This window comes from Kitasatospora sp. NPDC004745, assembly GCF_042873275.1.
Classification (GTDB): Bacteria; Actinomycetota; Actinomycetes; order Streptomycetales; family Streptomycetaceae; genus Kitasatospora.
This window is the reverse complement of sequence record NZ_JBIALK010000004.1, coordinates 311865-335541: the sequence shown is the minus strand read 5'-3', so window position 1 is coordinate 335541 and position 23677 is coordinate 311865. Positions and strand designations below refer to the sequence as shown.

Genomic DNA, 23677 nt, shown 5'->3' with positions numbered 1-23677 from the left:
AGGCCGCCGTACCAGGGAGCAGGGAGCCACCGTGTCCGAGCAGTTCGTGAAACCCGCCGAACCCCGTACCGAAGCCCCGCCGGAGCACCGGCCCGAGGAGCACCCCGCGGAACAGCCGGACGAGCACCACGAGGAACACCACGAGGACCAGCACGAGGAGGAGCTGCGCCTGCGGTTCCCCGGCGACCGCCGGGCCCGGGCCGGCGCCTCGATGTCCGCCGGCGCGATGCTGCGCCGCCTGCCCCACCTGGTGCGTCGGGCGCTGGCGCTGGCCTGGTCGGCCGACCGGGTGTCGACCGTGCTGCTGCTGGTCTGCCAGGCCCTCGCGGGCGTGTTCGGTGCGCTCGCGCTGTACGCCACCACCGGCACCCTGGACGCGCTGCTGGTGGCGGGCCCGGTGGGGGAGCACCTGCGGGCGGCCGCGCCGTCGCTGCTGCTGCTGACCGCGTCCGCGGGGCTGCGCGCCGTGCTGGGGATCGCGGTGGTCGGCCTGTCCGGCCGGGTGTCGCCGCGGATCACCCGGGAGGCGGAGCTGGCGCTGATCGCCGCCGGGTGCGCGGCCGAGCTGAAGGCGTACGACGAGCCCGCGTACAACGAGCAGTGGGAGGCCGCCGACCGCGGCGCCTCGACCACGCCCGACCTGCTGTCGAACGCCCAGGACGTGATCGCCTCCACGGTCTCGCTGGCGGCCGCGGCCGGCGTCCTGGCGACCCTCCACCCCTGGCTGGTACCGCTGCTGCTGCTCGGCTCGGTGCCGACCGGGGTGGCCGCCGTGAGGACCGCGCGGATCCACTACCTGGCCGCGGTGACCACCAACGAGGACCGCGGGGCGCTGCGCGTCTACCGCTGGTTCCTGGTCGACAAGACCCGTGCCGACCAGGTTCGTTCGGACCAGGTCACCCCGTTCCTGATGGCGAAGTACCGCCGGGCGGAGGCCAAGATCGTCGAGGCGACCGACCGGGCCACCCGGGAGGCGGCGAAGGTGTCACTGCTGGCCGCGCTCGGCACCGGGGCGGGCCACGCGCTGATCTGGGGCGCCCTGCTCTACCTGGTGGCGAGCGGGCGGATCGACCTGGCCGCCGCCGGAACGGCGACCTTCGCGCTGCGCACCGCGTCGTCCGGCCTGCAGGGCCTGGTCGGCAACGGCGCCCGGCTCTACCGGATGGGCCTCTACCTGGACGACTACTTCACCTTCCTGGACGAGGCCGGCGGCCACCGGATCCGGCGCGGCCGGCTGCTGCCCGGGGCGCCGCGGCTGGTCGAGGTCGTGGACCTCGGCCACGTCTACCCCGGCGAGCAGCAGGAGCCGGCGCTGCGCGGCGTCAGCATGACCCTGCGGGCCGGTGAGGTGGTCGCGGTGATCGGCCAGAACGGCAGCGGGAAGTCGACGTTGCTGAAGCTGCTCTCCGGCCTCTACCTGCCGCAGTCCGGCCGGATCAGCTGGGACGGCGTGCCGGTCGAGGAGCTGGACGCCGAGGGGATGTGGGCGCGGGTGGCCCGGGTGCCGCAGGAGTTCGCCCGCTGGCCGCTCGGGGCGGCCGAGAACATCCACCTGGGGCACCTCACCGACCGGCTGATGGCGGACGTGGAGCTGGCGGCGGCCCGGACCGGCTTCGACGAGGTGGTGTCCCGGCTGCGCTCGGGCTGGCGCACCCTGCTCGCCCAGGGCTGGTGGGGCGGGGCCGAGCTGTCCGGCGGCGGCTGGCAGCGCGCGGCCGTCGCCCGGGCGCTGTACCGCACGGTGCGCAGCCCGGGTCTGCTGATCCTGGACGAGCCGACCTCTGACCTGGACCCGCGCGCCGAGCACCGCATCCTGCACGCGCTGCGCGCCCTCGCCCCCGGGCGGATCACCCTCCTCGTCACCCACAACATCGCCAACGCGGCGGTGGCCGACCGGGTGATCGTGATGGACGCCGGCCGGATCGTGCAGACCGGCACCTGGGCCGAGCTGGCCGCCCGCCCGGACGGGCTGTTCCGCGAACTGCTGGACCTCCAGCGGGACCGCGCCGTCCCCGCCCAGCGGACCGGGGAGCCGGCGTGAGGGAGGATGGCGGTATGGAGCTGAGGATCGAGGCCACCGACCTGCCGGGGCGCGAGTGCGGCGCCACCCCGGGATTCCCGGGCTACCGCGACATCCACGTCGCCGTCCAACGCCGGGGGCGCCCGGCCGAGTTGCTCGACCTGCACCCCGGTGACGCGGCGCGCGCCGGCTGGTCGCTGGAGTGCGAGGCGAGGCCGCTGCCGGGCGGCGGGGCGGACATCACCGGTCGCTACGTCCAGGGCGGCCCCGGCGGCCGGTTCGTCTACCTCAACTGGGTGACCGGGGACGGCGACGGCTGGTCGCTGTTCCGTCGGGCGAAGCTGATGCTGGCGGCGGTCGACCGGGAGACGGTCGAGGCGGCCGTGGCGGGCGGCCTGCTGGTGGCCCGGCTGCGGCTGACGGACGCCAAGGGGCACCCGCTGTGCGCCGCGGTGCGTCCGCCGCTGGTGGCCTGGTCGGCGGGGGAGCGGCCGGCGGCGGACTGACGGCGCGACGCCGGAGGGCGGCGCCGACCGGCGGGGTGCCGACCGGCGGGTGCCGGAAAGCGGGTGCCGGACGGCAGGTGCCGGAAAGCGAGTGGGCCCCGCGTCGCCGCGGGGCCCACCCTTCGTGCGGTGAAGGTCAGTTGTACGTGGTGGTGACGGTCACGCCGCTGAAGCCCTGCTGCCCGTAGAGGCTGAAGTACACCCAGCCGGACGGCGGGTTGGCGACGGTGAGCGTCTCGCCGTTCCCGGCGTTGGTGGACCTGGCGAGGTTGGCGCCGGTGGTGGCCCATGCGCCGCCGTTGTAGTACAGGTCGGCGTTGCCGGTGCCGCCGGCGGTGGTGATGGTCAGCTGCTTCACCCCGGCCGGCAGGTACAGGAAGCTGTAGCTGTAGTTGCCGGTGGTGGCGGCGACGTTGTCCCGGCGGCAGTTCTTGTCGAACTGCCGGGTGTCGGCGGCGGTGCAGAGCGGGGCCTGGTTGGTCGGCAGCGAGCCGCAGTTGTCGGCGGCGCAGGCCTTGAGCCAGGTGGCGAAGTCGGCGTCGTACGAGGTGCCGATGGTGTTCTTGAGGATGGCGCGGGCGCCGTTCCAGTCCCCGACGCGGTACTTGGCGAGCAGCGCGTCGACGTCCTGCGGGTGCGACTGGAGCATGTAACGGACGGCCAGGTAGCCCCAGTTGTAGATCCGGGTCGAGTCCGCGTTGTCGTAGGTGCTGTCGAACAGGGTGCTCAGCGCGTAGGTGCCCTTGCCGGCCTGGGCGACGGCGTCGTCGTAGTGGACGCCCCGGTAGCTGTACGAGACGTACTCGGCGAGGCCCTCGACCCACCAGATGGTGGGGGTGGTCATCCCGGCGTCGAAGTCGCCGTAGAAGTCGTAGCGGCCGTCGAGGTAGTGGGTGTACTCGTGGTTGAGGTTCCAGATCTGGAAGGACGGGCGCAGCCAGGACGCCTCGTGGGCGATGAAGCGGGCCTGGTTGCCGGCCGCGTCGGGCTTGCCCTCCTCGTACATGCCGCCGTTGTCGACCGCGATGTGGTACATCAGCCAGGCGTAGAGGCTGTAGTTGTAGTAGTCGTCGAAGACGACGACCTCGAGGCTGGTGTTGTTGTCGTTGGCGACCGGGCCGTTGTCCTTGACCACCTTGTGGAAGAACTGGTCCTGGTTGACGAGGCTGGTGCAGGTGTCGGCGAGCTGCTGCGCGGTCATGTCCTGGGCGCGGATGCGCAGGTTGGCGTTGCAGGTGTGGTCGACGGTCAGCACGAGCGGGACGAGCCGGGTCGGCAGGTCGCAGGTGCCGTAGTAGGCGCAGTTGCCGGCGTCCTTGTTCTCCGCGAACCAGACCAGGTTCATGGTGAGCGGACCGGTCGCCCCGACCAGCGGGTAGCGGTTGACCAGGTCCTTGACGATCGGCCGGCCCTGGGCCTTGAGCGCGTCGGTGACGAGCAGGTTGCCGATCTGGATGCCGATCGAGGTGACCAGGTCACCGCCGTTGAGCTGCGAGGCGTTGCGGGTGACGAACGAGGCCATGGTGGTGGCGAAGTCCGGGTCGGCCTGCAGCGCGGCGGTGAAGGCCGGCAGGTCGAAGCCGCGCGAGATGACGGTCTCGGTGTTGGCGACGGCGGTGGCCATCGAGCCGGTCCAGGTGCTGGTGTAGCCGGCCAGCAGACGCTTGACGACGCCGGTGTAGCGGGCGTTCTCCTGGGCGCTGTCGATCAGCGTGACGGCCTCGGCGAGGGTCTGGCCGTTGGCCTCGGTGACGTCCTTGCTGTGCGGGGCGGCGAAGAACCCGTCGAGGGCGCCGCGGATCGCGCCCTGCAGGGCGGTGCCGTACTGGCCGACGACGTCCGAGTGGTACCACTGGACGTAGTAGCCGGCGCGCAGGAACAGCACCAGCTGGCCGGCCGCGGTCGAGTCGTCCCCGGGGTAGCTCGGTGCGACGTCGCGCAGGGCGTTGGCGACGGTCACCATCTGGGCCTCGTTGAAGGCGCCCCTGGCGTCGTTGCCGGTCAGCGTGAACAGCGAGTTGACGCAGTCCAGGCTCGCGGCCTTGACCTGCTGGACCAGCGCGGCGCCGGAGGTGCCGGTGAAGGCGGAGACGTCGCAGCCGGTGCCGGCCGCGGCGGCCGAGAACTGCTTCGGCGCCTTGGCGGCGGTGCCCGTGCCGACGGCACTGCCCGCGCTCGGGGCCTTGGCCTTGCCCTGGGAGTCCGCCGCCAGCGGGCGGGGGTCCTTGGGCGTGTCGGGCGACTTGGGCACGGGGATCGCCTGCGGCGCGGCCGACGCGCCGGCGGCCTTGGTGGCCGTCCTGGCGGCCGCGGCCGGGGTGGTGACCGGCGTGGAGCCGCCACCGCCGGCCGCGTGGGCCTGCGGTGCGAACAGGCCGAGTGCGAGGAAGAACGCGGCACCGAGCGCGGGCAGCTTGCGCGCCTGCGCCGTGGATATCCGGAAGGGACGCATCTGTGGGGGCCTCCGGGGCCGTTGAGGGTCGTCGTGTGGTTGGGGACACACGATCGCCTGATGTGTGACATGTAAAATGTCACAGGCTGGCGACCGGGGGAAGGCCCGGGTGTGAATTTCCGCCCGGCGAGACCGAACCGTTGCCGGGGCGGACGTGCCGTCAGGCCGGCCCCGGCGCCCGGGCGTCCCCTTCGTTCCGGTTCGGCCCCCGATGGCCCGCGGGAACCCGGCGGCCTCCCGTGACGCCCCGTGACGTGAGGTGACGTGAGGAATAAGCAGGAGCCCATGCTTCGTTCCTGCAACTCATACGCAATAGTGTGGTGCCGGCACGATCACCACCGTTCAACCCGCCGAAAGGGGCCGTGTCCTGATGGGCACCTACTCGCTTCCCGACCTGCCGTACGACTACTCCGCACTCGAGCGGGCGATGTCGGCCGAGATCCTGGAGCTCCACCACTCCAAGCACCACGCCGCCTACGTCAAGGGCGCCAACGACACCCTGGAGCAGCTCGCCGAGGCGCGCGACAAGGACCAGCTCGGCGGCCTGGTCGGCCTGCAGAAGACCTTCGCCTTCCACCTGTCCGGCCACGTGCTGCACTCGCTGTTCTGGCAGAACCTCTCCCCGGAGGGCGGCGACCGCCCCGAGGGCGAGCTCGCCGACGCCATCACCGAGCACTTCGGCAGCTTCGAGGCCTTCAAGAAGCAGCTCACCACCGCCACCACCGGCGTCCAGGGCTCCGGCTGGGGCATCCTCTCCTGGGAGCCGCTCGGCAAGCGCCTGATCGTCGAGCAGGTCTACGACCACCACGGCAACGTCGGCCAGGGCACCACCCCGCTGCTCGCCTTCGACGCCTGGGAGCACGCGTACTACCTGCAGTACCGCAACGTCCGCCCCGACTACGTCACCCGCCTGTGGGACGTCGTCAACTGGCAGGACGTCTCGGCCCGCTTCGCGGCCGTCCAGGGCGCCTGACCCTCACCGGGTGAGCGGGAGGGCCCCGGACCGGTCGGGCGGTCCGGGGCCCTCCCCGTCGCCGGTGCCCGTCACCTCCCACGGCCCGTGGCCCGTCGTCGCCCTCCGTTCGCAACGACGGGCGAATCCGTGGAACCCCGCCGACCCGGCTCACGTCATCACCCTCGAAGAGTTCGCACACAGGCGGGGGAGCGGTCGGACGATGGACGTCAAAGCGCGCATGCAGGACCTGAGCGGCAGTCGGGTGGCCGTCGCCGTGGCCGCCCTCGCCCTGACCGCCAGTGTCTGGGGGGTCGCGACCCTCACGGACTCGGACGGCGCACCCCGGCAGGACATCGCCCACGGACAGGGCTCCGCCGCCGGCGGCACCGGCGGGGACGGCTCCCACGGCGGGGACGGAGCCCAGGGCGGCGACGGCGGCACCCAGCAGGGCGGCATACCCGACGGCATAGCCCACGCCTCCGAGAGCGGAGGCAACGCCGTCAACATCACCATCGACGACGGCCCCGACCCCACCTGGACCCCGAAGGTCCTCGACGTGCTCAAGCGGCACGGCGTCAAGGCGACGTTCTGCATGATCGGCCCGCAGGCCAAGGCCCACCCCGACCTCGTCAAGCAGGTCGTCGCGGCCGGCCACCGGCTCTGCGACCACACCGTGGACCACGACACCTCCATGGACAAGAAGCCCGTCGCCTACCAGGAGAAGCAGATCCTGGACGCGAAGAAGATGATCGAGGACGCCGCGGGCGGCGCCAAGGTGCTCTACTACCGGGCCCCCGGCGGCTCGTTCACCCCCGACAGCCGGCGCATCGCCGCCGCGAACGGCCTGCGCCCGCTCGGCTGGAACGTCGACTCCAAGGACTTCGACAAGCCCGGCACCGCCACCATCGTCGCCACCGTCAAGAAGGAGATGCGCCTCGGCCCGACCGTCCTCTTCCACGACGGCGGCGGCGACCGCCAGCAGACCGTCGAAGCCCTCGACCAGGTCCTCACCTGGCTGAAGGACCAGGGCCGCCCCACCGGCTTCCCCGTCCAGTCCACCCCCTGAGGCCCGAGCGGGCAGCGCTCCCGCTCCCGGCGGGAGCGCTGGTCGTGGGCCTCAGGGGGTGGGCTTCATGACCTGGGCGCCCGGTCCGCGGGGGCGTCGACCGGGACGTCCTGGACGATGGTGGCCACGTGCTACGCCTCCTGGTGCCCGGTGCCGAAGAAGCCGTCGAGGAGCTGCTGCGCGGCCAGTCCGGCCGGTAGGGTTCCGGCCCGGACCCGGGACTCCAACTCGGGTGCGAGGCGCTGCACTTCGGGGTGTTCGTGCAGCCGCGCGAAGAGCTGGTCGTGGACCATGGACCAGGTCCACTCGACCTGCTGCTCCCGCCGCTTCGCCGCCAGCGCGCCGGTGGCGTCCAGCACCTTGCGGTGCTGCTGCAGCCGTTCCCACAGCACGTCGAGGCCGGCGCCGTCGCGCCCGCTGCAGGTGAGGACGGGCGGGGTCCACGCGGCGTCCGGGGGCTGCAACAGCCTGAGGGCGCCGGAGAGTTCGCGGGCGGCGGCCTTGGCGTCGGTTTCGTGCGGGCCGTCGGCCTTGTTCACGGCGATGACGTCCGCGAGCTCCAGCACGCCCTTCTTGATGCCCTGCAGCTGGTCGCCGGTGCGGGCCAGGCTGAGCAGCAGGAAGGTGTCGACCATGCCCGCCACCGTCGTCTCGGACTGGCCGACGCCGACCGTCTCGATCAGCACCACGTCGTAGCCGGCGGCCTCCATGACCACCATGGACTCCCGGGTGGCCTTGGCGACGCCGCCGAGCGTCCCGGAGGTCGGCGAGGGACGCACGAAGGCGTGCGGGTCGACGGCGAGGCGTTCCATCCGGGTCTTGTCGCCGAGGATGGAGCCGCCGGTGCGGCTGGACGTCGGGTCGACGGCGAGGACCGCGACCCGGTGGCCCTGCCCGGTGAGCATGGTGCCGAAGGAGTCGATGAAGGTGGACTTGCCGACGCCGGGCACGCCGGTGATGCCGACCCGGACGGCTCCTCCCGCGTGCGGGAGGAGCCGCTGGAGCAGCTGCTGGGCGAGCGCCCGGTGGTCGGGCCGGCTGGACTCGACGAGGGTGACGGCGCGTGCGATCCAGGCGCGTGAGCCGTCCAGGACACCGTCGGCGTACTGGTCGAGGTCGATCGTCCGGGGTGGCATCGGGTCAGCGGCTCACAGTTCGTGGCCGAGGTCGGCCGCCAGCGACTTCAGCAGGTCGTAGGCGGCGTCGGGGATGACGGTGCCGGGCGGGAAGACGGCCGCCGCGCCGGCCTCGTACAGCGCGTCGAAGTCCTGCGGGGGGATGACCCCGCCGACGACGATGGTGATGTCCTCCCGGCCGGCCTCGGCGAGCGCGGTGCGCAGCGCGGGGACGAGGGTGAGGTGCCCGGCGGCCAGCGAGGAGACGCCGACGATGTGGACGTCGGCCTCGACGGCCTGGCGGGCGACCTCGTCCGGGGTCTGGAACAGCGGGCCGACGTCGACGGTGAAGCCGAGGTCGGCGAAGGCGGTGGCGATGACCTTCTGACCGCGGTCGTGCCCGTCCTGGCCCATCTTTGCGACCAGGATGCGCGGGCGGCGGCCCTCGGCGCGCTCGAACCGCTCGACGAGGTCGCGGGTGCGCTGGAGGGGGGCGGAGGGGCCGGCTTCGTCTCGGTACACACCGGAGATGGTACGGATCTGGCCGGAGTGGCGGCCGTACACCTTCTCGAGGGCGTCGGAGATCTCGCCGACGGTGGCCTTGGCGCGGGCGGCGTTGACGGCCAGGTGCAGCAGGTTGCCGTCGAGGGAGCCGCCGCGCTGCGGGCCGGCCTCGGCGGCGCGGGTCAGGGCGCGCAGCGCGTCCTGGGTGGCGGCCTCGTCGCGTTCCTCGCGGAGCCGCCGCAGCTTCTCGATCTGGCGGGCGCGCACCGAGGAGTTGTCGACCTTGAGGACCTCGATCTGCTCGTCGCTGTCGACCCGGTACTTGTTGACGCCGATGACGGGCTGGCGGCCGGAGTCGATGCGGGCCTGGGTGCGGGCGGCGGCCTCCTCGACGCGGAGCTTGGGGATGCCCGCGTCGATGGCCTTGGCCATGCCGCCGGCGGCCTCGACCTCCTGGATGTGCTCCCAGGCCCGGCGGGCCAGGTCGTGGGTGAGCTTCTCGACGTACGCGGAGCCGCCCCACGGGTCGATGACGCGGCAGGTGCCGGACTCCTGCTGGAGCAGCAGCTGGGTGTTGCGCGCGATGCGGGCGGAGAAGTCGGTGGGCAGCGCGAGCGCCTCGTCGAGGGCGTTGGTGTGCAGTGACTGGGTGTGCCCCTGGGTCGCGGCCATCGCCTCGACGCAGGTGCGGGTGACGTTGTTGAACACGTCCTGGGCGGTGAGCGACCAGCCGGAGGTCTGCGAGTGGGTGCGCAGGGACAGCGACTTGGCGTTCTTGGGGTCGAACTGCTTGACCAGCTTGGCCCAGAGCAGCCGGGCCGCGCGGAGCTTGGCGACCTCCATGAAGAAGTTCATGCCGATCGCCCAGAAGAACGACAGCCGCGGCGCGAAGGCGTCCACGTCCAGGCCGACGTCCAGGCCGGCGCGCAGGTACTCGACGCCGTCGGCCAGGGTGTAGGCGAGCTCCAGGTCGGCGGTGGCCCCGGCCTCCTGGATGTGGTAGCCGGAGATGGAGATCGAGTTGTACCGGGGCATCTTCTGCGAGGTGTACGCGAAGATGTCCGAGATGATCCGCATCGACGGCTGCGGCGGGTAGATGTAGGTGTTGCGGACCATGAACTCCTTGAGGATGTCGTTCTGGATGGTCCCGGCCAGCTTCTCGGGCGGTACGCCCTGTTCCTCGGCGGCCACGATGTACAGCGCGAGAACGGGCAGCACGGCGCCGTTCATGGTCATCGACACCGACATCCGGTCGAGCGGGATGCCGTCGAAGAGCTGGCGCATGTCGTAGATGGAGTCGATGGCGACGCCCGCCATGCCGACGTCGCCGGTGACGCGCGGGTGGTCGCTGTCGTAGCCGCGGTGGGTCGGCAGGTCGAAGGCGACGGAGAGGCCCTTCTGGCCGGCCGCGAGGTTGCGGCGGTAGAAGGCGTTGGACTCCTCGGCGGTGGAGAAGCCGGCGTACTGGCGGACGGTCCACGGCTGGTTGACGTACATGGTCGGGTAGGGCCCGCGCAGGTACGGGGCGACGCCCGGGTAGGTCTGCAGGAAGTCGAGCCCGTCGAGGTCGGCCGGGGTGTAGAGCGGCTTGACGCCGATGCCCTCGGGGGTGTCCCAGGTGAGCTCGTCGACGTCCTTGCCGGTGGACTGCCGCCAGGCGGCCTGCCACTGCTCGTCGGTGACGTCCGGGGCGGTGTCGCCGTCCAGCCCGATTCCGGTGAAGTCGGGGATCATCACGCCACCTTGCTCTCGTCGGTGATCTCGTTCAGCAGTCCGGTCAGCGTGGCGACGGCGTCGCCGCCCGCGAAGACGAAGTCGTCGACGCCGGCGGGGGCGGTGCCGGGCCGGCCGGCCAGCAGCACCCGGCGGGCGCCCGCCTCCCTGAGGGCGGCCGCGACGGCCTCGGCGTGTTCGCCGTACAGCGCGTCGCTGGAGCAGAGGCAGGCGACGGTGGCGCCGGAGGCGGTGAAGGCCGCGGCGAGGGCGGCCGGGTCGACGCCCTCGGCGGCGGTGGTCGCGATGCCGCCGGCCTGGAACAGGTTGGCGGCGAAGGTGGTGCGCGCGGTGTGGGCGGCGGCGGTGCCGATGGAGGCGAGGAACAGCGCGGGCCGGGTGCCGGTGGCGGCGAGGTGGGCGTCGGAGCGGTCCCGCAGGGCCTCGTAGGCCTCGGCGCGGCGCACCTGCGGCAGGCCGCCGCCGGGGGCGGCCGGGGCCGGGCGGCGGACCAGCGGCTGCTCGTCGAGGTGGGGGAACTCGCTGACGCCGGTGACGGGTTCGCGCCGCTTGGCGAGCTTGACGGAGCGCTGCGCCCAGGTCGCGGCGATCCGCTCGCCGACCAGGCCGGAGCCGAGCGCGGCCTGCTGGCCGCCGGCCTGCTCGATCTCCTGGAACCAGGCCCAGGCGGCCCGGGCGAGCTCCTCGCCGAGCTGTTCGACGTACCAGGAGCCGCCGGCCGGGTCGATCACCCGGGCCAGGTGGGACTCCTCCAGCAGGATCGACTGGGTGTTGCGGGCGATCCTGCGGGCGAAGGCGTCCGGCAGTCCGAGGGCGCTGTCGAAGGGCAGCACGGTGACGGCGTCGGCGCCGCCGACGCCGGCGGCGAGGCAGGCGACGGTGGTGCGCAGCATGTTCACCCACGGGTCGCGGGCGGTCATCATCACCCGGGAGGTGACGGCGTGCTGGCGCTGCGCTGAGGCCTCGGGGGAGGCGCCGGACACCTCGGCGACGCGGGCCCAGAGGCGGCGCGCGGCGCGGAACTTGGCGATGGTGAGGAACTGGTCGGCGTCGGCGGCGTAGCGGAACTCCAGCTGGCCGAGCGCCGCGTCGACGGACAGCCCGGCGGCGGTGAGCGCGCGCAGGTAGGCGACGCCGGTGGCGAGGGCGCAGCCGAGCTCCTGCGCGGGGGAGGCGCCGGCCTCGTGGTAGGGCAGGGCGTCGACGGTCAGCGCCCGCAGGCCGGGGTGGTCGGCGGCGCAGCGGGTGGCGAGGGCGGTGGCCTCGGCGAGCAGCGCGGCGGTGCGCCCGGTGTCGCCGGTGCGGGCCTGGAGGCCGAGCGGGTCGGCGCCGAGGTTGCCGGTGGCGGCGCCGGGGGAGACCTCGCGCTCCTGGTACAGGGTGAACAACTGCTCGGCGGCGGCGGTGAATTCGGGTCCGGCGTCGAGGACGACGGCGGCCAGGTCCAGGTACACGCCGGTGAGCGCCTCGGGCAGGGCGGTGACCGGGAGGGCGTCGCCGCCGATCTCCAGCCAGAGCGAGCCGACGCCGTTCTCGAGGTCGGCGAGGACGGCCTCGTTGGTGCGGGTGCGGTCCGGGTCGGCGTGCCGCTGGCGGACGTCCCAGCCGGAGACGGCGGAGCCCTGCGGCCGGCCGCCGCGCACGAAGGGCGCGAAGCCCGGGTAGCCGGGCTCGGCGGAGGTGTCGTCGGCGGTGTACAGCGGCCGGGCGCGCAGCCCGTCCGGGAGCTCGGTGGTGAGCGCCTGCTCGGCGGCGGGGCCGTCCGCGGGCTGTGCGCCGGACTTGCGCAGCACGCCCTCGACGAGCTGCTGCCACTGCTCACGGTGCGCGGCCGGGAACTCGGCGGCGAGGGGGAGCCCTTCGGGCGGGACCTTCATGTCCGCAGGTTAGCGCTCGTTCGCAGGCGCGCAGGAGGGGCGACCCGTGTGACCTTTCCCTCGATTTAGCGGACCGTTAGCACTCCGGGCGGCGGGGAGTGCCGTAGCGGGTGGCACCCGAGGTCAGAGGTGGTGTCGCGGGTCGTGGGAGGGGGTCGGGGGCGGGGGTCGCGGAAGGGGGATTGCGGAACCCCGCGGGTCATCTATTAAGTTACTTCGAAGAAGGTGGGTGGGGAGCTCCTCCCCCGTGCGCCCCCGTGCGCCCCCGCCCGTCCTTCACCCTGCTCCGGCTGCTGCCGGGGCCGCGCCCTGACCCCCCTGAAGGAGCCCATCGCCCATGGGAAAGCGCCGCAAGCCCAGCCCTCCGAGCCGGGCACGCCTGGCGGTCCTCACGACGGCCGTGGCCGGCGGCGCGGTGTTCGGCGCCGGCACCGCCAACGCCGAGCCCACCCCCAGCCTCGCCTCCGTCAAGGAGCAGGTGGAGCAGCTCAACGAGGAGGCCGAGCAGGCCATCGAGCGCCACAACGGCTTCCAGGAGAAGCAGCAGAAGCTCCAGGGCGAGGCCAACCGGATCCAGGAGAAGGTGGCCCGCGGGCAGGAGGCGATGAACGAACTGCGCACCCGGCTCGGCGCGGTGGCCGCCGACCAGTACCGCAGCAACGGCATGGACCCGTCCTTCCAGCTGATGCTCGACTCGGACCCGGCGGGGTACCTGGAACGGGCCGCGGTGCAGAACCAGGTCGCCGGCTCCCAGGCCGACCTGCTGAAGCAGGCCCAGGGCGAGCAGCGCAAGCTCGACCAGGACCGCGCCGAGGCCACCGCCACCCTCGCCGCGCTCGACTCGGTCGGCGCCCAGCTGGCCGAGCAGAAGAAGGACATCCAGACCAAGCTGGCCGCGGCCCAGGCGATGCTCAACAAGCTCAGCGCCGAGGACCGCGCCAAGATCAACGCCCAGCAGTCCGCCGAGAAGGCCAAGGCCGAGGCCCAGCGGGCGGCCGCCACCGACCGCGCCTCCCGCTCCGCCGAGCGCCCCGACATGAACGCCCCGGCGCCGCCCGCCGGCGGCCGGGCCGCCGCCATCGTCCAGTTCGCCTCCGCCCAGCTCGGCAAGCCGTACGGCTGGGCCAAGAGCGGCCCCGCCAGCTTCGACTGCTCCGGGCTCACCAGCTCCGCCTACCGCGCGGCGGGCGTGACGATCTCCCGGACGTCCCAGGCGCAGTGGAACGACGGCCCGCACGTCGACCGCGCCAACCTCCAGCCCGGCGACCTGGTCTTCTTCTACAACGACCTGCACCACGTCGGCCTGTACATCGGCGACGGCAAGATGATCCACGCCCCGCGCACCGGCAAGAACATCGAGGTGCTGCCGATCTCCGCGATGCCGTACATGGGCGCCGTCCGGCCGTAGCCGGCCCGGCGGGTCCCGCCGGGCCGGGACACCGCGCGTCCCCAAGGCCCGTCGGGCCCCGAAGCCCGTCGGACGTCGGGCCCGTCGGTTCCTACGGATGCGGCGCGCAGGCCAGCAGGTAGGGCAGCAGCGGGGCCGCCAGCACGGCGGTGCGCCAGGCGAGCCGGTCGCGCCGGTGGGCCGGGCCGGGCCGGGCCAGCCGCTGGACCCGGGCCAGGACGCCGGTGGAGGCCACCGCCAGCGCGGCCTCCGGGGGCCCGGCGGACGTGGCCAGGACGCAGAGCGCGGAGGCCAGTTCGGTGCGGGACGCCCGCGCCAGCGCCGCGTCGTCGGCCGCCATCTCCAGCAGCAGCGCCACCTGCGCCCGCCCGAGCCGGGCCAGCGGCAGCCGGCCGAACAGCAGCGCGAAGGTGTCGGCCGGCAGCCGGAACAGGTGGTGGCGGCCCCGGAGGTGGCCGTGCTCGTGGGCCACGGCCGCCGCCAGCTGCCGCTCGTCGAGCAGGCGCAGCGCCCCGCGGGACAGCACCACGCGGGAGCGGCGGCCCGGCAGGCAGTAGACGGTGGGCCGGGCGTGCTCCAGCACCAGGGCGTCCCAGCGCCCGTCCCGGACGGCGACCACGTCCAGCAGCGCCCGGTGCCGCCGCCGCACCCGCCCGGCGCGCACCCCGACGGCCGCCGCCACCGTGCCGGGCACGGCCCCGGCGGCGGCCAACAGCCACCAGTCGTGGGTGTGCGGGAGGACGGCCCCGGTCGGCTCGGTGTGCGGGAAGAGGCCGACCAGACCGGCCGGCTCGTGGGCGAACGGCTCCACCGTGTGGTGCGCCGCGAGCAGCAGCGCGACCAGGAACGAGGCCATCAGCGCCAGCCAGAGCGCCGCCGCGGCGGTCGGCCGGGTCTGGAGCCGCGCCTGGAGCCGGGCGGAACGGGTGAGCCACCGGGGCAGCAGGGCCCCGGTCACGGCCAGGTGGAGGCCGAGCAGCGCCAGGGTCACGCGGTGCCCCGGTCCTTCACCTGCTCCAGCGCCGCCAGCAGGGCGGAGGCCTCGTCACCGCTGATCCCCTCGACGAAGTGCAGCAGTGCGCCGGCCCGGTCCGGGGTGGTCTCCAGGGCCTGGTGCATCAGCTGCGCGGTGTACGCCTCCCGGGTGCAGGCCGGCTCGTACACCCAGGCCCGGCCGACCTTGTCCCGGCGCAGCCAGCCCTTGGTGTGCAGGATGTCGGCCACCGTGGTGACGGTGGTGTACGCGACGGGGCGCTGCCGCTGCAGGTCGTCCACGACCTCGCGCACGGTGGCCGGCCGGCCCCAGGACCACAGCCGGTCCATGATCTCGGCCTCCAGATCGCCCAACCCGCGCAGCACCGCCGAGCCCTCCCTCGTCACCCGCGGACGCCTTCCGCCCGCCGAACCCGCCCATGGTACGGGCGCCCGGTGCGGGGCGCCCGCCGACTCCGGCGCACGGCAGCGGCGCGCGCCCGCCCCCGGCGGACGGGGACGGGCGCGCGGGGACGGACCGGAGGGGACGGCCGGCCGTTCAGCGGCCGGTCAGGAGAGCCGCCGGCCCAGCCGGACCCGCGACCGGGTGAGCAGCGCCGCGAGCAGCCCGGCCAGCACCGGTAGCACCAGGGTGATCAGCAGCAGCTGCCCCCACGGCGCGGTGATCAGCGCAGGCTTGGCGCCGAAGCCGCTCGCCCGGGACTTCAGCAGCCCCACCGCCGGGACGAAGCCGTTGACCGCCCCGAGCAGCGCCCCCAGCAGGGCGATCAGGGCGCACTGCAGGCCGGCCAGGGTCCGCCGGATGCCGGGCGGTGCGCCGACGGCGGCCAGGGTGGCCTGGTCCTGCCGGGAGTCGGCGGCGGCCAGGCCGGTGGCGATCCCGGCGGCGCCGAGGACGACCAGGGCGGCGAAGCCGCCGAGCGCGAGGGTCTGGGCGTCACCCTTCGGCTGGTAGCCGCGTTCGACGTCCAGCTGGGCGGCGCGGTCCAGGCGGATCGCGGCGGCCTCGGCGCGCTGCTGCGCCTTGCGGTCCGGCGGGGTGGCGGGCAGCCAGAGCGAGCCGGTCGGTCGGGCGTCGAGTCCGAGGGCGGGCAGCGCGGAGGGGAGCACCAGGGCCTGGCCGTAGCGGGCGGCGTCCGGGGCGTCGACGAGGGTGGCGTCGACGGTGACCTCCTGGAGGTCCGGCTTGGGGATCTCGCCGGGCTTGAGCGGGGCGCCGCCGCCTCCGCGCAGCTCGAGCACGGCCTTGCCGTCGCCGGCCAGCAGCTCGGGCGCGAAGACGAGGACCCGGCCGGCGGCGAGGGCCCGTTCGGCGGCCGGGTCGTGGACGCCGAAGCGGGCGCGCAGCACGGTGGCGTCGCCGGCGGCCAGCCGCGGCGGGCCGGTGGGCGTGCGCTGCTGCCCGGTGTCCTTGAGCTGGACGAGGCTGGAGCAGTTCGGGCAGAACCGGTAGATCGCGTCGGCGAGGTCGGCGCGCGCGCCCAGCCCGGTCAGTTCGCGTTCCGTCTCGGAGCGCAGCCGGGCGAGCTGGTCGCCGTCGGCGACGGAGCTCAGCTGGACGGCGCCGTACGGGGCCTGCGGCCGGTAGTCGCGCCGGTTCTCGGCGTCGGTGCTGGTGGTGTAGACGCCGATGGCGACGGAGCCGGCCACGGCGGCCATCACCGCGGCGATCGCCGGGGCGGTGCGCGAGCGGTGCCGGGCCGAGTCGCGCAGGGCGAGCCGGGCGGTGAGCGGCATCCGCCGGGCGGCCCGGCCGACCAGCGCGACCAGCACCGGCGTGCAGGCGAGCAGGCCGAGTTCGGCCGTGACGGAGCCCGCCAGCACGGTGAGCGTGCGGGTGTCGTAGGTGCTGACCACGGGCAGGCCGCGCGGCACCGAGGCGGCGCCGTAGAGCGCCAGGGCCGCTCCGGCGGCGAGCATCAGCAGGCCGAGGACGGTGACCCGGCGGTTCGGGGGGCGCACGGTGTCGCGGTCGGCGAGTCCGGCGGTGATGCTTCGGCGGGAGGCCTGGAGGGCGGGCAGCGCGGCGGCGAGGAGGGCGGTGGCGAGCCCGATCCCGGCGATGGCGAGCAGGTCCAGCGGCGGCGCCGCGAAGTGTCCGAAGCGGGAGCCCCCGATCCGCTCGATCCACGGGCGGAGCGCGGCGACCAGTCCGATGCCGGCGGCCACGCCGACCGCCGCGCCGACCAGTCCGAGGACGAGGCCGCCGCCGAGCACCACCGCGCCGACGTGCGACCGCCGGCCGCCGGCGGCGCCGAGCAGGGCGAGCTGACGGCGGGCGCGGCGGGCGCCGACCGCGAAGGCTGGCCCGGCGAGCAGGGCGACTTCGAGCAGTCCCATGCCGGTGACGGTGGCCACCACGACCTTGGTGGTGTTGCCGGCCGCGGCGTCGGCGGTGCGGTACGCGTCCCGGTAGTAGGGGACGGCGCCGCGCGGCGGCGGGTCGAGCGCGACCGAGCGGGCGGTGAGGGTGAGGCCGTGGGCGTTGAACTCCTGCACCTTCGCCCAGTCGAGGCGGGCCCCGGCCGGGAGGCGGACCAGCCAGGCGCCGGGCCCGGCGTCCCGCCGGTCGCCCCCCGGTGCTCCGGCGGCCGTCCCGGTGGGTTGCGCGGGCGGTGCGGCGGCGGCCAGCTGGTCGATCAACCCGCCGGGGAGGGCGACGAGTTCGACGCGGCCGAGGTCGCCCGGGTGCTCGACGACGCCGGTGATGGTGAGGGTCGTGCCGGGCAGCCCCTGGAGGGTGGTGGTGGCGCCGGTCGCGAGGCCTGCGCGGTCCAGGAAGGCCCGGGTGGCGGCGACCTCGCCCGGTGCGCTCGGGGCGCGGCCGCCGGTCAGGTCGAGCCGGCCGTGCCAGATCGGGTCGCTGAGGTCGGCTTCGGCGAGGAGGGTGCGGACCAGTCCCTCCGGCGAGGTCGCCCCGGTCTCCGGGCCGGAGCGCGCGGGGGTGAGGGTGCTGCCGGGCGGCAGCAGGGCGGTGGCCAGGGCCAGCGGGCCGGTGGTGGCGGCCCTCTGCTGTTCGGCGGTCGGTGCCGCGCCCTCGCGGGGTCCGACGGCGAGGCTGCCGTCCTCGGCGATCGGGGCCTGTTCGACGGTGCGGCCGGGGGAGTGGGCGGTGACCAGGGCGTCCGCGCCGCCCACCACCCGCTCGACCCGTTCGGCCGGGCTGAGCTGTCCGCTGCGGTGGACGACGTCGGCGCCGGTGACGCCGAGGACGGGCAGCGCGATCATGGCCGCGATCAGGGCGCTGCGGCCCTTGGCGCGGACGGCGTCGCGGCGGGCGATGCGCAGCGTGACCCGCCACGCGCCGAGCCTCATCGGGCCGCTCCCCGGACCTCGCGGCCGACCAGTGGCCGGACGTCGGAGCCGCGCACGGTGGTGGTGGCCTCGACCGCGCCGTCCCGGAGGTGGACGACGCGGTCGGCCCAGCCGGCGTAGCCCGCTTCGTGGGTGACCATCATGGCGGCGGCGCCGGCGTCGCAGCGGGCGCGCAGCACGGCGAGGACGGCCTCGCCGGTGGTGGAGTCGAGGGCGCCGGTGGGTTCGTCGGCGAGGACGAGGCGGCGGTCGCCGATCAGGGCGCGGGCGATGGCGACGCGCTGCTGCTGGCCGCCGGACATGTCGTCGGGGAAGCGGTCGGCGAGCTCGGGGATGCCGAGCTCCTCCAGGGCGGCGTGCGCCTCGCGGCGGGCGGCGCGGGCGGAGAGGCCGTCGAGTTCGCGGGGCAGCGAGACGTTCTCGGCGGCGGTGAGCGCCGGGATCAGGTTGTAGTCCTGGAAGACGTACCCGATGGAACGCCGCCGCAGGTCGGCGAGTCGGCGCCGGCCGAGGGTGCCGAGGGTGACCCCTTCGACGACCACCTGGCCGCTGCTGGGGGCGTCCAGGCCGCCGGCCAGGGTGAGCAGGGTCGACTTGCCGGAGCCGGACGGGCCCATGACGGCGACGAACTCGCCCGGTCGGACGGCGAGTTCGACGCCCCTGAGGGCGTGCACCTCGGCCGCGCCGCGGCCGTGCACCCGGGTGACGTCGGCCAGGTGCAGGACCGGCGCGGGACTGTTCGGATCGGTGTGGGACACACTTCCCCCTCGTGCGCTGTTCAGCGGAATATGTCGCTGAACTATATATGCCGGAGACGCGAGCGTGTAGGCGGTCCGGGTCGGTCAAGGTTCTACAAAGGTGTAAAAGTTCGGCCCCGGAACCGCCCCCGGGCCGCTGAAGAGGGGCTATGCTTGCCGAGGTTTGCAAGGCACCTCGTTCGGTGAGGCGTCTTCACGGACACAGGCCACTGACCCGACGACGTCGAGAGACGCCCAGGTTCAGGACAGGTCTTCCCGAGTTAAGGGTTGACCCCAAGTGGCTTCCGACCCGCCGGGCCGGACACGCCGTGGAGTGCCAAAGCTCTGACGAGTTGGGGTGTGCCGGTCCCGTCGCGGGCGCCGGTCCGCTCCTTGCCGTGTCGCGATGCGGCGCACGTACGGTGCGCCCCCGGCCGGGAGGAGGCGAGAGACATGGACTGCAGTAGTCCGGGCCACAGTCGCCCCCACCCCCGCATGCTCTCGATCACCTCCGGCACGCGCTGACCGACCCCCCTGTCGCACACCACCTCTGACGTTTCGTCAGGCGCCCGACCGCGCCCTGACGCAGGCGATCGGACGCACCGTCATGCCCGCACGGCCGCCGCCGCTCAGCGCCGCCGTGCGGTCCGGTGCCGTGCCCGCAGGGGCCCCGCCGCATGCCCCGGCCCGCCCCCGCGCAGGGGGCAGGGAGGACCCGTCATGACCGACACGATGCTCGACCCGACCGTCCCCACCGCCCGCACCGCCGTGCTCGACGACGCCCACACCGGCGACATCAAGGGCGCGCTCGGCACCATCCGACTCGACGACACCACCCCGCGCCACGCGCTCTCCGCCCGCTTCAGGACGCTGCTCGCCGTCATCGGCCCCGGCCTGATCGTGATGGTCGGCGACAACGACGCGGGCGCCTTCTCCACCTACGGGCAGGCCGGCCAGAACTACGGCACCCAGCTGCTGTGGACGCTGCTGCTGCTGGTCCCCGTGCTGTACGTCAACCAGGAGATGGTGCTGCGGCTCGGCGCCGTCACCGGGGTCGGCCACGCCCGGCTGATCCTGGAGCGCTTCGGGAGGTTCTGGGGCGCCTTCAGCGTCATCGACCTCTTCCTGCTGAACGCGCTGACCCTGGTCACCGAGTTCATCGGCGTCACCCTCGCGGCGGGCTACCTCGGTCTGCCGAAGGCGGCCTCGGTGGTGCTGGCCGCCGCCGTCATCATCGCCTCGGCCTTCACCGGCTCCTTCCAGCGCTTCGAGCGGGTCGCCGTCACCCTGTGCGCGGGCTCGCTGCTGCTGGTGCCGGTCTACTTCCTGGTCCACCCGAAGACCTCACAGATGGCGCACGACCTCACGGTGCCGAGCATGCCCGGGGGTTCGGGACAGCTCGCGGCCGTGATGCTGGTCATCATCTCCATCGTCGGCACCACCGTGGCCCCCTGGCAGCTGTTCTTCCAGCAGTCGTACGTCATCGACAAGCGGATCACCCCGCGGTTCATGACGTACGAGAAGGTCGACCTGTGGATCGGGATCGTCGTCGTGATCGTCGGCGCCGCCGCGATGATCGGCATCACCGCCGCGGCCTTCGCGGGCACCGACGGCGCGGGCGGGTTCTCCGACGCCGGTGCGGTGGCGCGCGGCATCGAGGCCAGGGCCGGCCACCTGGCGGGCGTGCTGTTCGCCGTCGCGCTGCTGGACGCCTCGATCATCGGCGCCTTCGCCGTCTCGCTCTCCACCGCCTACGCCATCGGCGACGTCTTCGGGATCCGGCACTCGCTGCACCGGGGCGTCAAGGGCGCCAAGGGCTTCTACGGCATCTACGCCGGGCTGGTCACCGTGGCCGCCGCGATCACCCTGCTGTCCACCGAGTACACCCAGGGCCTGATGACCCAGTTCGTCCAGGTGCTGGCCGGCGTCCTGCTGCCCTCCGCCACCGTGTTCCTGCTGCTGCTCTGCAACGACCGCGAGGTGCTCGGCCCCTGGGTCAACGGGCCGCGGACGAACGCCTTCACCTCGGCCGTGGTGGGCGTCCTGGTGATGCTGTCGCTGATCCTCACCGCCTCCGTGGTCTGGCCGGGCATCAGCTCGCGGGCGATCCTGTGGATCATGACGGGCTGCGGCGTGGCGGGCGTCCTCGTCGCCGGGTACGCCTTCGCCGCGGGCCGCCCGGCCGGCGCGGAGGGCCCGGCCGAGCGCACCGGCGGCCGGGGGCGCCCGGGGCCGGAGGCCAGGGGCGAGTGGCGGATGCCGCCGCTGGACACCCTGGCGAAGCCGGTGATGTCCACCACCCGCAAGGTCGGCATGGGCGCCCTGCGCGCCTACCTGCTGCTGGCGATGGTGATGGTCATCATCAAGATCGTCCAGACCGCCCTGGGTCACTGAGGCCAGACCGCCCCGGCGGGCGGGCAGCAGCCCGCGGCCCGTCCGCCCCCGAGCGAAGGAGGTGCCGTCGTGCACACCCTGACCACCGTCGACTTCCTGGTCCGGCTCGCCACCGGTATCGCCTGCGGCGCGCTGATCGGCATCGAACGCCAGTGGCGGGCCCGGATGGCCGGCCTGCGCACCAACGCCCTGGTCGCCGCCGGGGCGACCCTGTTCGTCCTGTACAGCGAGGCCGTCGTCGACGTCGGCAGCCCCACCCGGGTCGCCTCCTACGTCGTCTCGGGCATCGGGTTCCTCGGCGGCGGCGTCATCCTGCGCGACGGAGCCGGCGTCCGCGGCCTCAACACGGCGGCCACCCTGTGGTGTTCGGCGGCCGTCGGGGTGCTCGCCGCGGCCGGCAAGCTCGAACTGGCCGTCCTCGGCACCCTGGCCGTGCTCGCCGTCCACCTCGTCCTGCGCCCGGCCGGGCGGCTGCTCGACCGGGCGCCGCAGTCCGGCAGCGACCCGGACTCCACCAACCGGGCCACCGTCCACGTGGAGTGCGAGCGCACCTCGGAGACCCACATCCGCGCCCTGCTGCTGCAGGCCCTGGCCGCCTCCGGCCTCGCCCCCACCGGTCTGCGCGCCCGGCGCGCCGACCACGGGGAGGCCACCAGCCTGCGCGCCACCGTCGCCGTCACCGGACAGGTCGCCCCCGCCCTCGAACAGGTCGTCAGCCGGCTCTCCCTCGAACCCGGCGTCCGTGACCTGCACTGGCACCTGGAGGAGGAGCCCGACGACCCGGACCGCCCGGCGCTCGCCTAGCACGAGCCCGGCGACCGGGACGGCCCGCGGAGCGGAGGTACCGTCACGCCAACGACCCAGCACCGACACCGGGAGGTCCGATGCCCACACCCGACCCCAGGCACGGACCGCTCGTGCCGATGCTGCTGGTGCTCACCCTCGTCACCGGCGTGGTGGACGCGGTCAGCTACCTCGAACTCGGGCACGTCTTCGTCGCCAACATGACCGGCAACGTGGTCTTCCTCGGCTTCGCCCTGGCCGGCGCCCCCGGACTCTCCGCCACCGCCTCGCTGGCCGCCCTCGGCGCCTTCCTGCTGGGCGCGCTGGCCGGCGGCCGCCTCGCGGAGCGGCTGCCCGGCCACCGCGGGCACCTACTGAGCACGGCGGTCACCGCGCAGGCGGTGCTCGTCGCGGCGGGCACCGTCCTGGCGGCCGTCGCCGGGCACGGCTCCGACCCGGTCCGCTACACCCTGATCGGCCTGCTCGGCTTCGCGATGGGCGGGCAGAACGCGGTGGTGCGCTCGCTCAAGGTGCCGGACCTGACCACCACGGTGCTCACCATGACCATCACCGCCCTCGCCGCCGACCGCACCGGGCCGCGCCGGCTGGCCTCCGCGGCCTGGATGTTCGCCGGTGCGCTGCTCGGCGCCGTGCTCGTCCTGCACACCGACGTCCCCGCCGCGCTGGCCCTGGCGGTGGCCCTCCTCGTCCTGGTCGCCGCGCTCACCCACCGGGCCGCCCGGCCGCACGCCGCGCCGCCCGGCTGGACCGACCCGCTCTGAGGCGCCGGCCCGGGCCGCATCAGGGCAGTTCGGGCCAGGTCGGGCCGAGTCATGGCGTCGGGTCAGTCGTCCTGGCGGTGGCCGGCGCGGCCGCTCCAGAGGGGTTCGAGGCGGGCCCAGTCGCGGCTCCAGGCCTCGTCGGTGCGGCGCTCCAGCGTGTGCAGGCGCAGCCGCAGGGCGAGGACGAGCAGGGCCAGCAGGGCGAGCAGGGCGCCGAGGCTGGTGCAGGCGGCCGAGACGGCGATCGCGGTGTGGTCGAGCGGGGGCCCGGTCGGCTCCCCGGCCCGGTCGACCCAGACGGGCAGCACCGACCCGGCGGTGGTCGCGCGCGGCGCCTGGACGGTCCCGGTGTGCGGGACGCCGTCGGGGGACGTCCAGCGGGCCTCGACGTCGACGCGGTCGTGGTGCCTGCCGCCGAAGCGGCTGCCGGAGACGGCGCGGTGGTCCTCGGGGACGCTCAGCACGACGGCGTCCACGACGCGCAGCAGCCCGCGGTCGGCGTCGGCCCGGGGAACGGCGGTCCGGTAGCCGACCAGGGCGCCGCCGGCGGTCAGCGCCAGGGCGAGCAGCGCCCCGAGGAGGGCGGCCAGCCAGGCGCGGGAGCGGGCCCGGTCGACGGGCCGGAGCAGGGGGTCGGTTCCGGCGCCGAGGGCCCACCGCAGCCGGCGGCCGGTTCGCCGCAGGGGCGAGGCGGGCCGGGCCGGGCGCGGTGAGTCGGGCACGGTGACGGCTCCTCAGTGGCGTCGGGGCGGAACGGCGGTGGCGCCCGCCGGAGTTCTTCACCCAATCTCCCCCGGTGGACGCCCGGGCACAAGAGTCGTGCGGGCTCGTACCACCGGGACCATCGGGACCACCGGCCCGGGCCCGCGCCGGACGGGCCGGGACCACCGGAGCGGTCGAGGGCCGCCCGCATCCGGGACGTTCGGCCCTCGGCAGCCGGTGCGCGTCCGGGGCAGGCTTGGTCCGGCCGCCCCCTCGTGCCGGGGCGCGGCCGGGTCCGGTCGACCGTGGGGGTGCCGGGCCGGGTGCGGTGCAG

At 74.4% G+C, this 23677-nt stretch carries 17 protein-coding genes and 1 riboswitch; of the genes, 8 read left to right on the top strand and 9 right to left on the bottom strand.

What is annotated here, in order from left to right; genetic code table 11:
- The first annotated feature begins 31 nt into the window (after window positions 1-31).
- Both ACFYUY_RS10490 and ACFYUY_RS10485 read left to right on the top strand, forming a co-directional pair.
- A complete protein-coding gene (locus tag ACFYUY_RS10490) occupies window positions 32-2041 on the top strand; it encodes an ABC transporter ATP-binding protein (protein WP_360214817.1) in 2010 nt (669 codons plus the stop codon).
- A 14-nt stretch (window positions 2042-2055) separates the two neighbouring features.
- Window positions 2056-2526 (top strand): DUF5990 family protein, encoded by a 471-nt coding sequence (locus ACFYUY_RS10485; RefSeq protein ID WP_360214814.1) that lies wholly within the window; start codon window positions 2056-2058, stop codon window positions 2524-2526.
- 136 nt (window positions 2527-2662) lie between these two features.
- On the opposite strand, the gene ACFYUY_RS10480 is transcribed toward ACFYUY_RS10485, so the two are convergent.
- Window positions 2663-4978 (bottom strand): M9 family metallopeptidase, encoded by a 2316-nt coding sequence (locus tag ACFYUY_RS10480; protein ID WP_387899867.1) that lies wholly within the window; start codon window positions 4976-4978, stop codon window positions 2663-2665.
- A 370-nt stretch (window positions 4979-5348) separates the two neighbouring features.
- Here ACFYUY_RS10480 and ACFYUY_RS10475 point away from each other — a divergent pair, with 370 nt between their 5' ends.
- Entirely contained in the window at window positions 5349-5951 is a 603-nt protein-coding gene (locus ACFYUY_RS10475; protein WP_387899865.1) for a superoxide dismutase, read from the top strand.
- Between the two features lie 202 nt (window positions 5952-6153).
- On the top strand, window positions 6154-6999 hold the full coding sequence (locus tag ACFYUY_RS10470; protein ID WP_387899863.1) for a polysaccharide deacetylase family protein: 846 nt from the start codon (window positions 6154-6156) through the stop codon (window positions 6997-6999).
- A gap of 131 nt (window positions 7000-7130) precedes the next feature.
- On the opposite strand, the gene meaB is transcribed toward ACFYUY_RS10470, so the two are convergent.
- From meaB to ACFYUY_RS10455, 3 genes are read right to left on the bottom strand one after another with little or no spacing between them, the layout of a single operon-like run.
- Window positions 7131-8135: a methylmalonyl Co-A mutase-associated GTPase MeaB gene (meaB, locus tag ACFYUY_RS10465; protein WP_387899862.1), complete on the bottom strand. Its 1005-nt coding sequence runs from the start codon at window positions 8133-8135 to the stop codon at window positions 7131-7133.
- Between the two features lie 12 nt (window positions 8136-8147).
- Window positions 8148-10355: a methylmalonyl-CoA mutase gene (gene scpA / locus ACFYUY_RS10460; RefSeq protein WP_387899860.1), complete on the bottom strand. Its 2208-nt coding sequence runs from the start codon at window positions 10353-10355 to the stop codon at window positions 8148-8150.
- Window positions 10352-12229 (bottom strand): methylmalonyl-CoA mutase subunit beta, encoded by a 1878-nt coding sequence (locus ACFYUY_RS10455; RefSeq protein WP_360214782.1) that lies wholly within the window; start codon window positions 12227-12229, stop codon window positions 10352-10354. The genes scpA and ACFYUY_RS10455 overlap by 4 nt, the downstream gene beginning before the upstream one ends.
- A gap of 337 nt (window positions 12230-12566) precedes the next feature.
- Between ACFYUY_RS10455 and ACFYUY_RS10450 the strand changes: the two genes are divergently transcribed.
- A complete protein-coding gene (locus ACFYUY_RS10450) occupies window positions 12567-13637 on the top strand; it encodes an NlpC/P60 family protein (RefSeq protein WP_387899857.1) in 1071 nt (356 codons plus the stop codon).
- A gap of 91 nt (window positions 13638-13728) precedes the next feature.
- Here ACFYUY_RS10450 and ACFYUY_RS10445 read toward each other — a convergent pair whose 3' ends face one another.
- The 4 genes from ACFYUY_RS10445 to ACFYUY_RS10430 form a co-directional block, all read right to left on the bottom strand.
- Window positions 13729-14628 (bottom strand): M56 family metallopeptidase, encoded by a 900-nt coding sequence (locus tag ACFYUY_RS10445; protein WP_387899855.1) that lies wholly within the window; start codon window positions 14626-14628, stop codon window positions 13729-13731.
- Window positions 14625-14993: a BlaI/MecI/CopY family transcriptional regulator gene (locus tag ACFYUY_RS10440; RefSeq protein WP_387900023.1), complete on the bottom strand. Its 369-nt coding sequence runs from the start codon at window positions 14991-14993 to the stop codon at window positions 14625-14627. Before ACFYUY_RS10440 ends, ACFYUY_RS10445 begins: the two co-directional genes overlap by 4 nt.
- A gap of 186 nt (window positions 14994-15179) precedes the next feature.
- Window positions 15180-17945 carry an FtsX-like permease family protein gene (locus ACFYUY_RS10435; protein ID WP_387899853.1) on the bottom strand — a complete coding sequence of 922 codons (2766 nt, stop codon included), beginning with the start codon at window positions 17943-17945 and terminating at the stop codon, window positions 15180-15182.
- Window positions 17942-18703, bottom strand: a complete 762-nt coding sequence (locus ACFYUY_RS10430; RefSeq protein ID WP_387899851.1) for an ABC transporter ATP-binding protein — start codon at window positions 18701-18703, stop codon at window positions 17942-17944. Before ACFYUY_RS10430 ends, ACFYUY_RS10435 begins: the two co-directional genes overlap by 4 nt.
- Before the next feature lie 167 nt (window positions 18704-18870).
- A riboswitch (M-box (ykoK) riboswitch) is annotated at window positions 18871-19047 on the top strand.
- A gap of 355 nt (window positions 19048-19402) precedes the next feature.
- Here ACFYUY_RS10430 and ACFYUY_RS10425 point away from each other — a divergent pair.
- The 3 genes from ACFYUY_RS10425 (at window position 19403) to ACFYUY_RS10415 (ending at window position 22641) form a co-directional block, all read left to right on the top strand.
- Window positions 19403-21076, top strand: a complete 1674-nt coding sequence (locus tag ACFYUY_RS10425) for an NRAMP family divalent metal transporter (protein ID WP_387899849.1) — start codon at window positions 19403-19405, stop codon at window positions 21074-21076.
- Between the two features lie 69 nt (window positions 21077-21145).
- Window positions 21146-21880, top strand: a complete 735-nt coding sequence (locus ACFYUY_RS10420) for an MgtC/SapB family protein (RefSeq protein ID WP_360214764.1) — start codon at window positions 21146-21148, stop codon at window positions 21878-21880.
- An 80-nt stretch (window positions 21881-21960) separates the two neighbouring features.
- The gene (locus ACFYUY_RS10415; protein WP_360208137.1) at window positions 21961-22641 is read left to right on the top strand and encodes a YoaK family protein; all 681 of its coding nucleotides are present in this window, start codon (window positions 21961-21963) and stop codon (window positions 22639-22641) included.
- A 62-nt stretch (window positions 22642-22703) separates the two neighbouring features.
- Here the strand turns inward: ACFYUY_RS10415 and ACFYUY_RS10410 are convergent, their stop codons facing one another.
- Window positions 22704-23363, bottom strand: a complete 660-nt coding sequence (locus tag ACFYUY_RS10410) for a hypothetical protein (RefSeq protein ID WP_360208135.1) — start codon at window positions 23361-23363, stop codon at window positions 22704-22706.
- Window positions 23364-23677 lie beyond the last annotated feature (314 nt).

Coding starts and splice junctions, on each gene's coding strand:
- ACFYUY_RS10485 (WP_360214814.1), top strand. CDS start 2,056: ATGGAGCTGAGGATCGAGGCCACCGACCTGCCGGGGCGCGAGTGCGGC.
- ACFYUY_RS10435 (WP_387899853.1), bottom strand. CDS start 17,945: ATGAGGCTCGGCGCGTGGCGGGTCACGCTGCGCATCGCCCGCCGCGAC.
- ACFYUY_RS10475 (WP_387899865.1), top strand. CDS start 5,349: ATGGGCACCTACTCGCTTCCCGACCTGCCGTACGACTACTCCGCACTC.
- ACFYUY_RS10455 (WP_360214782.1), bottom strand. CDS start 12,229: ATGAAGGTCCCGCCCGAAGGGCTCCCCCTCGCCGCCGAGTTCCCGGCC.
- ACFYUY_RS10480 (WP_387899867.1), bottom strand. CDS start 4,978: ATGCGTCCCTTCCGGATATCCACGGCGCAGGCGCGCAAGCTGCCCGCG.
- ACFYUY_RS10425 (WP_387899849.1), top strand. CDS start 19,403: ATGACCGACACGATGCTCGACCCGACCGTCCCCACCGCCCGCACCGCC.
- ACFYUY_RS10470 (WP_387899863.1), top strand. CDS start 6,154: ATGGACGTCAAAGCGCGCATGCAGGACCTGAGCGGCAGTCGGGTGGCC.
- ACFYUY_RS10415 (WP_360208137.1), top strand. CDS start 21,961: ATGCCCACACCCGACCCCAGGCACGGACCGCTCGTGCCGATGCTGCTG.
- meaB (WP_387899862.1), bottom strand. CDS start 8,135: ATGCCACCCCGGACGATCGACCTCGACCAGTACGCCGACGGTGTCCTG.
- ACFYUY_RS10450 (WP_387899857.1), top strand. CDS start 12,567: ATGGGAAAGCGCCGCAAGCCCAGCCCTCCGAGCCGGGCACGCCTGGCG.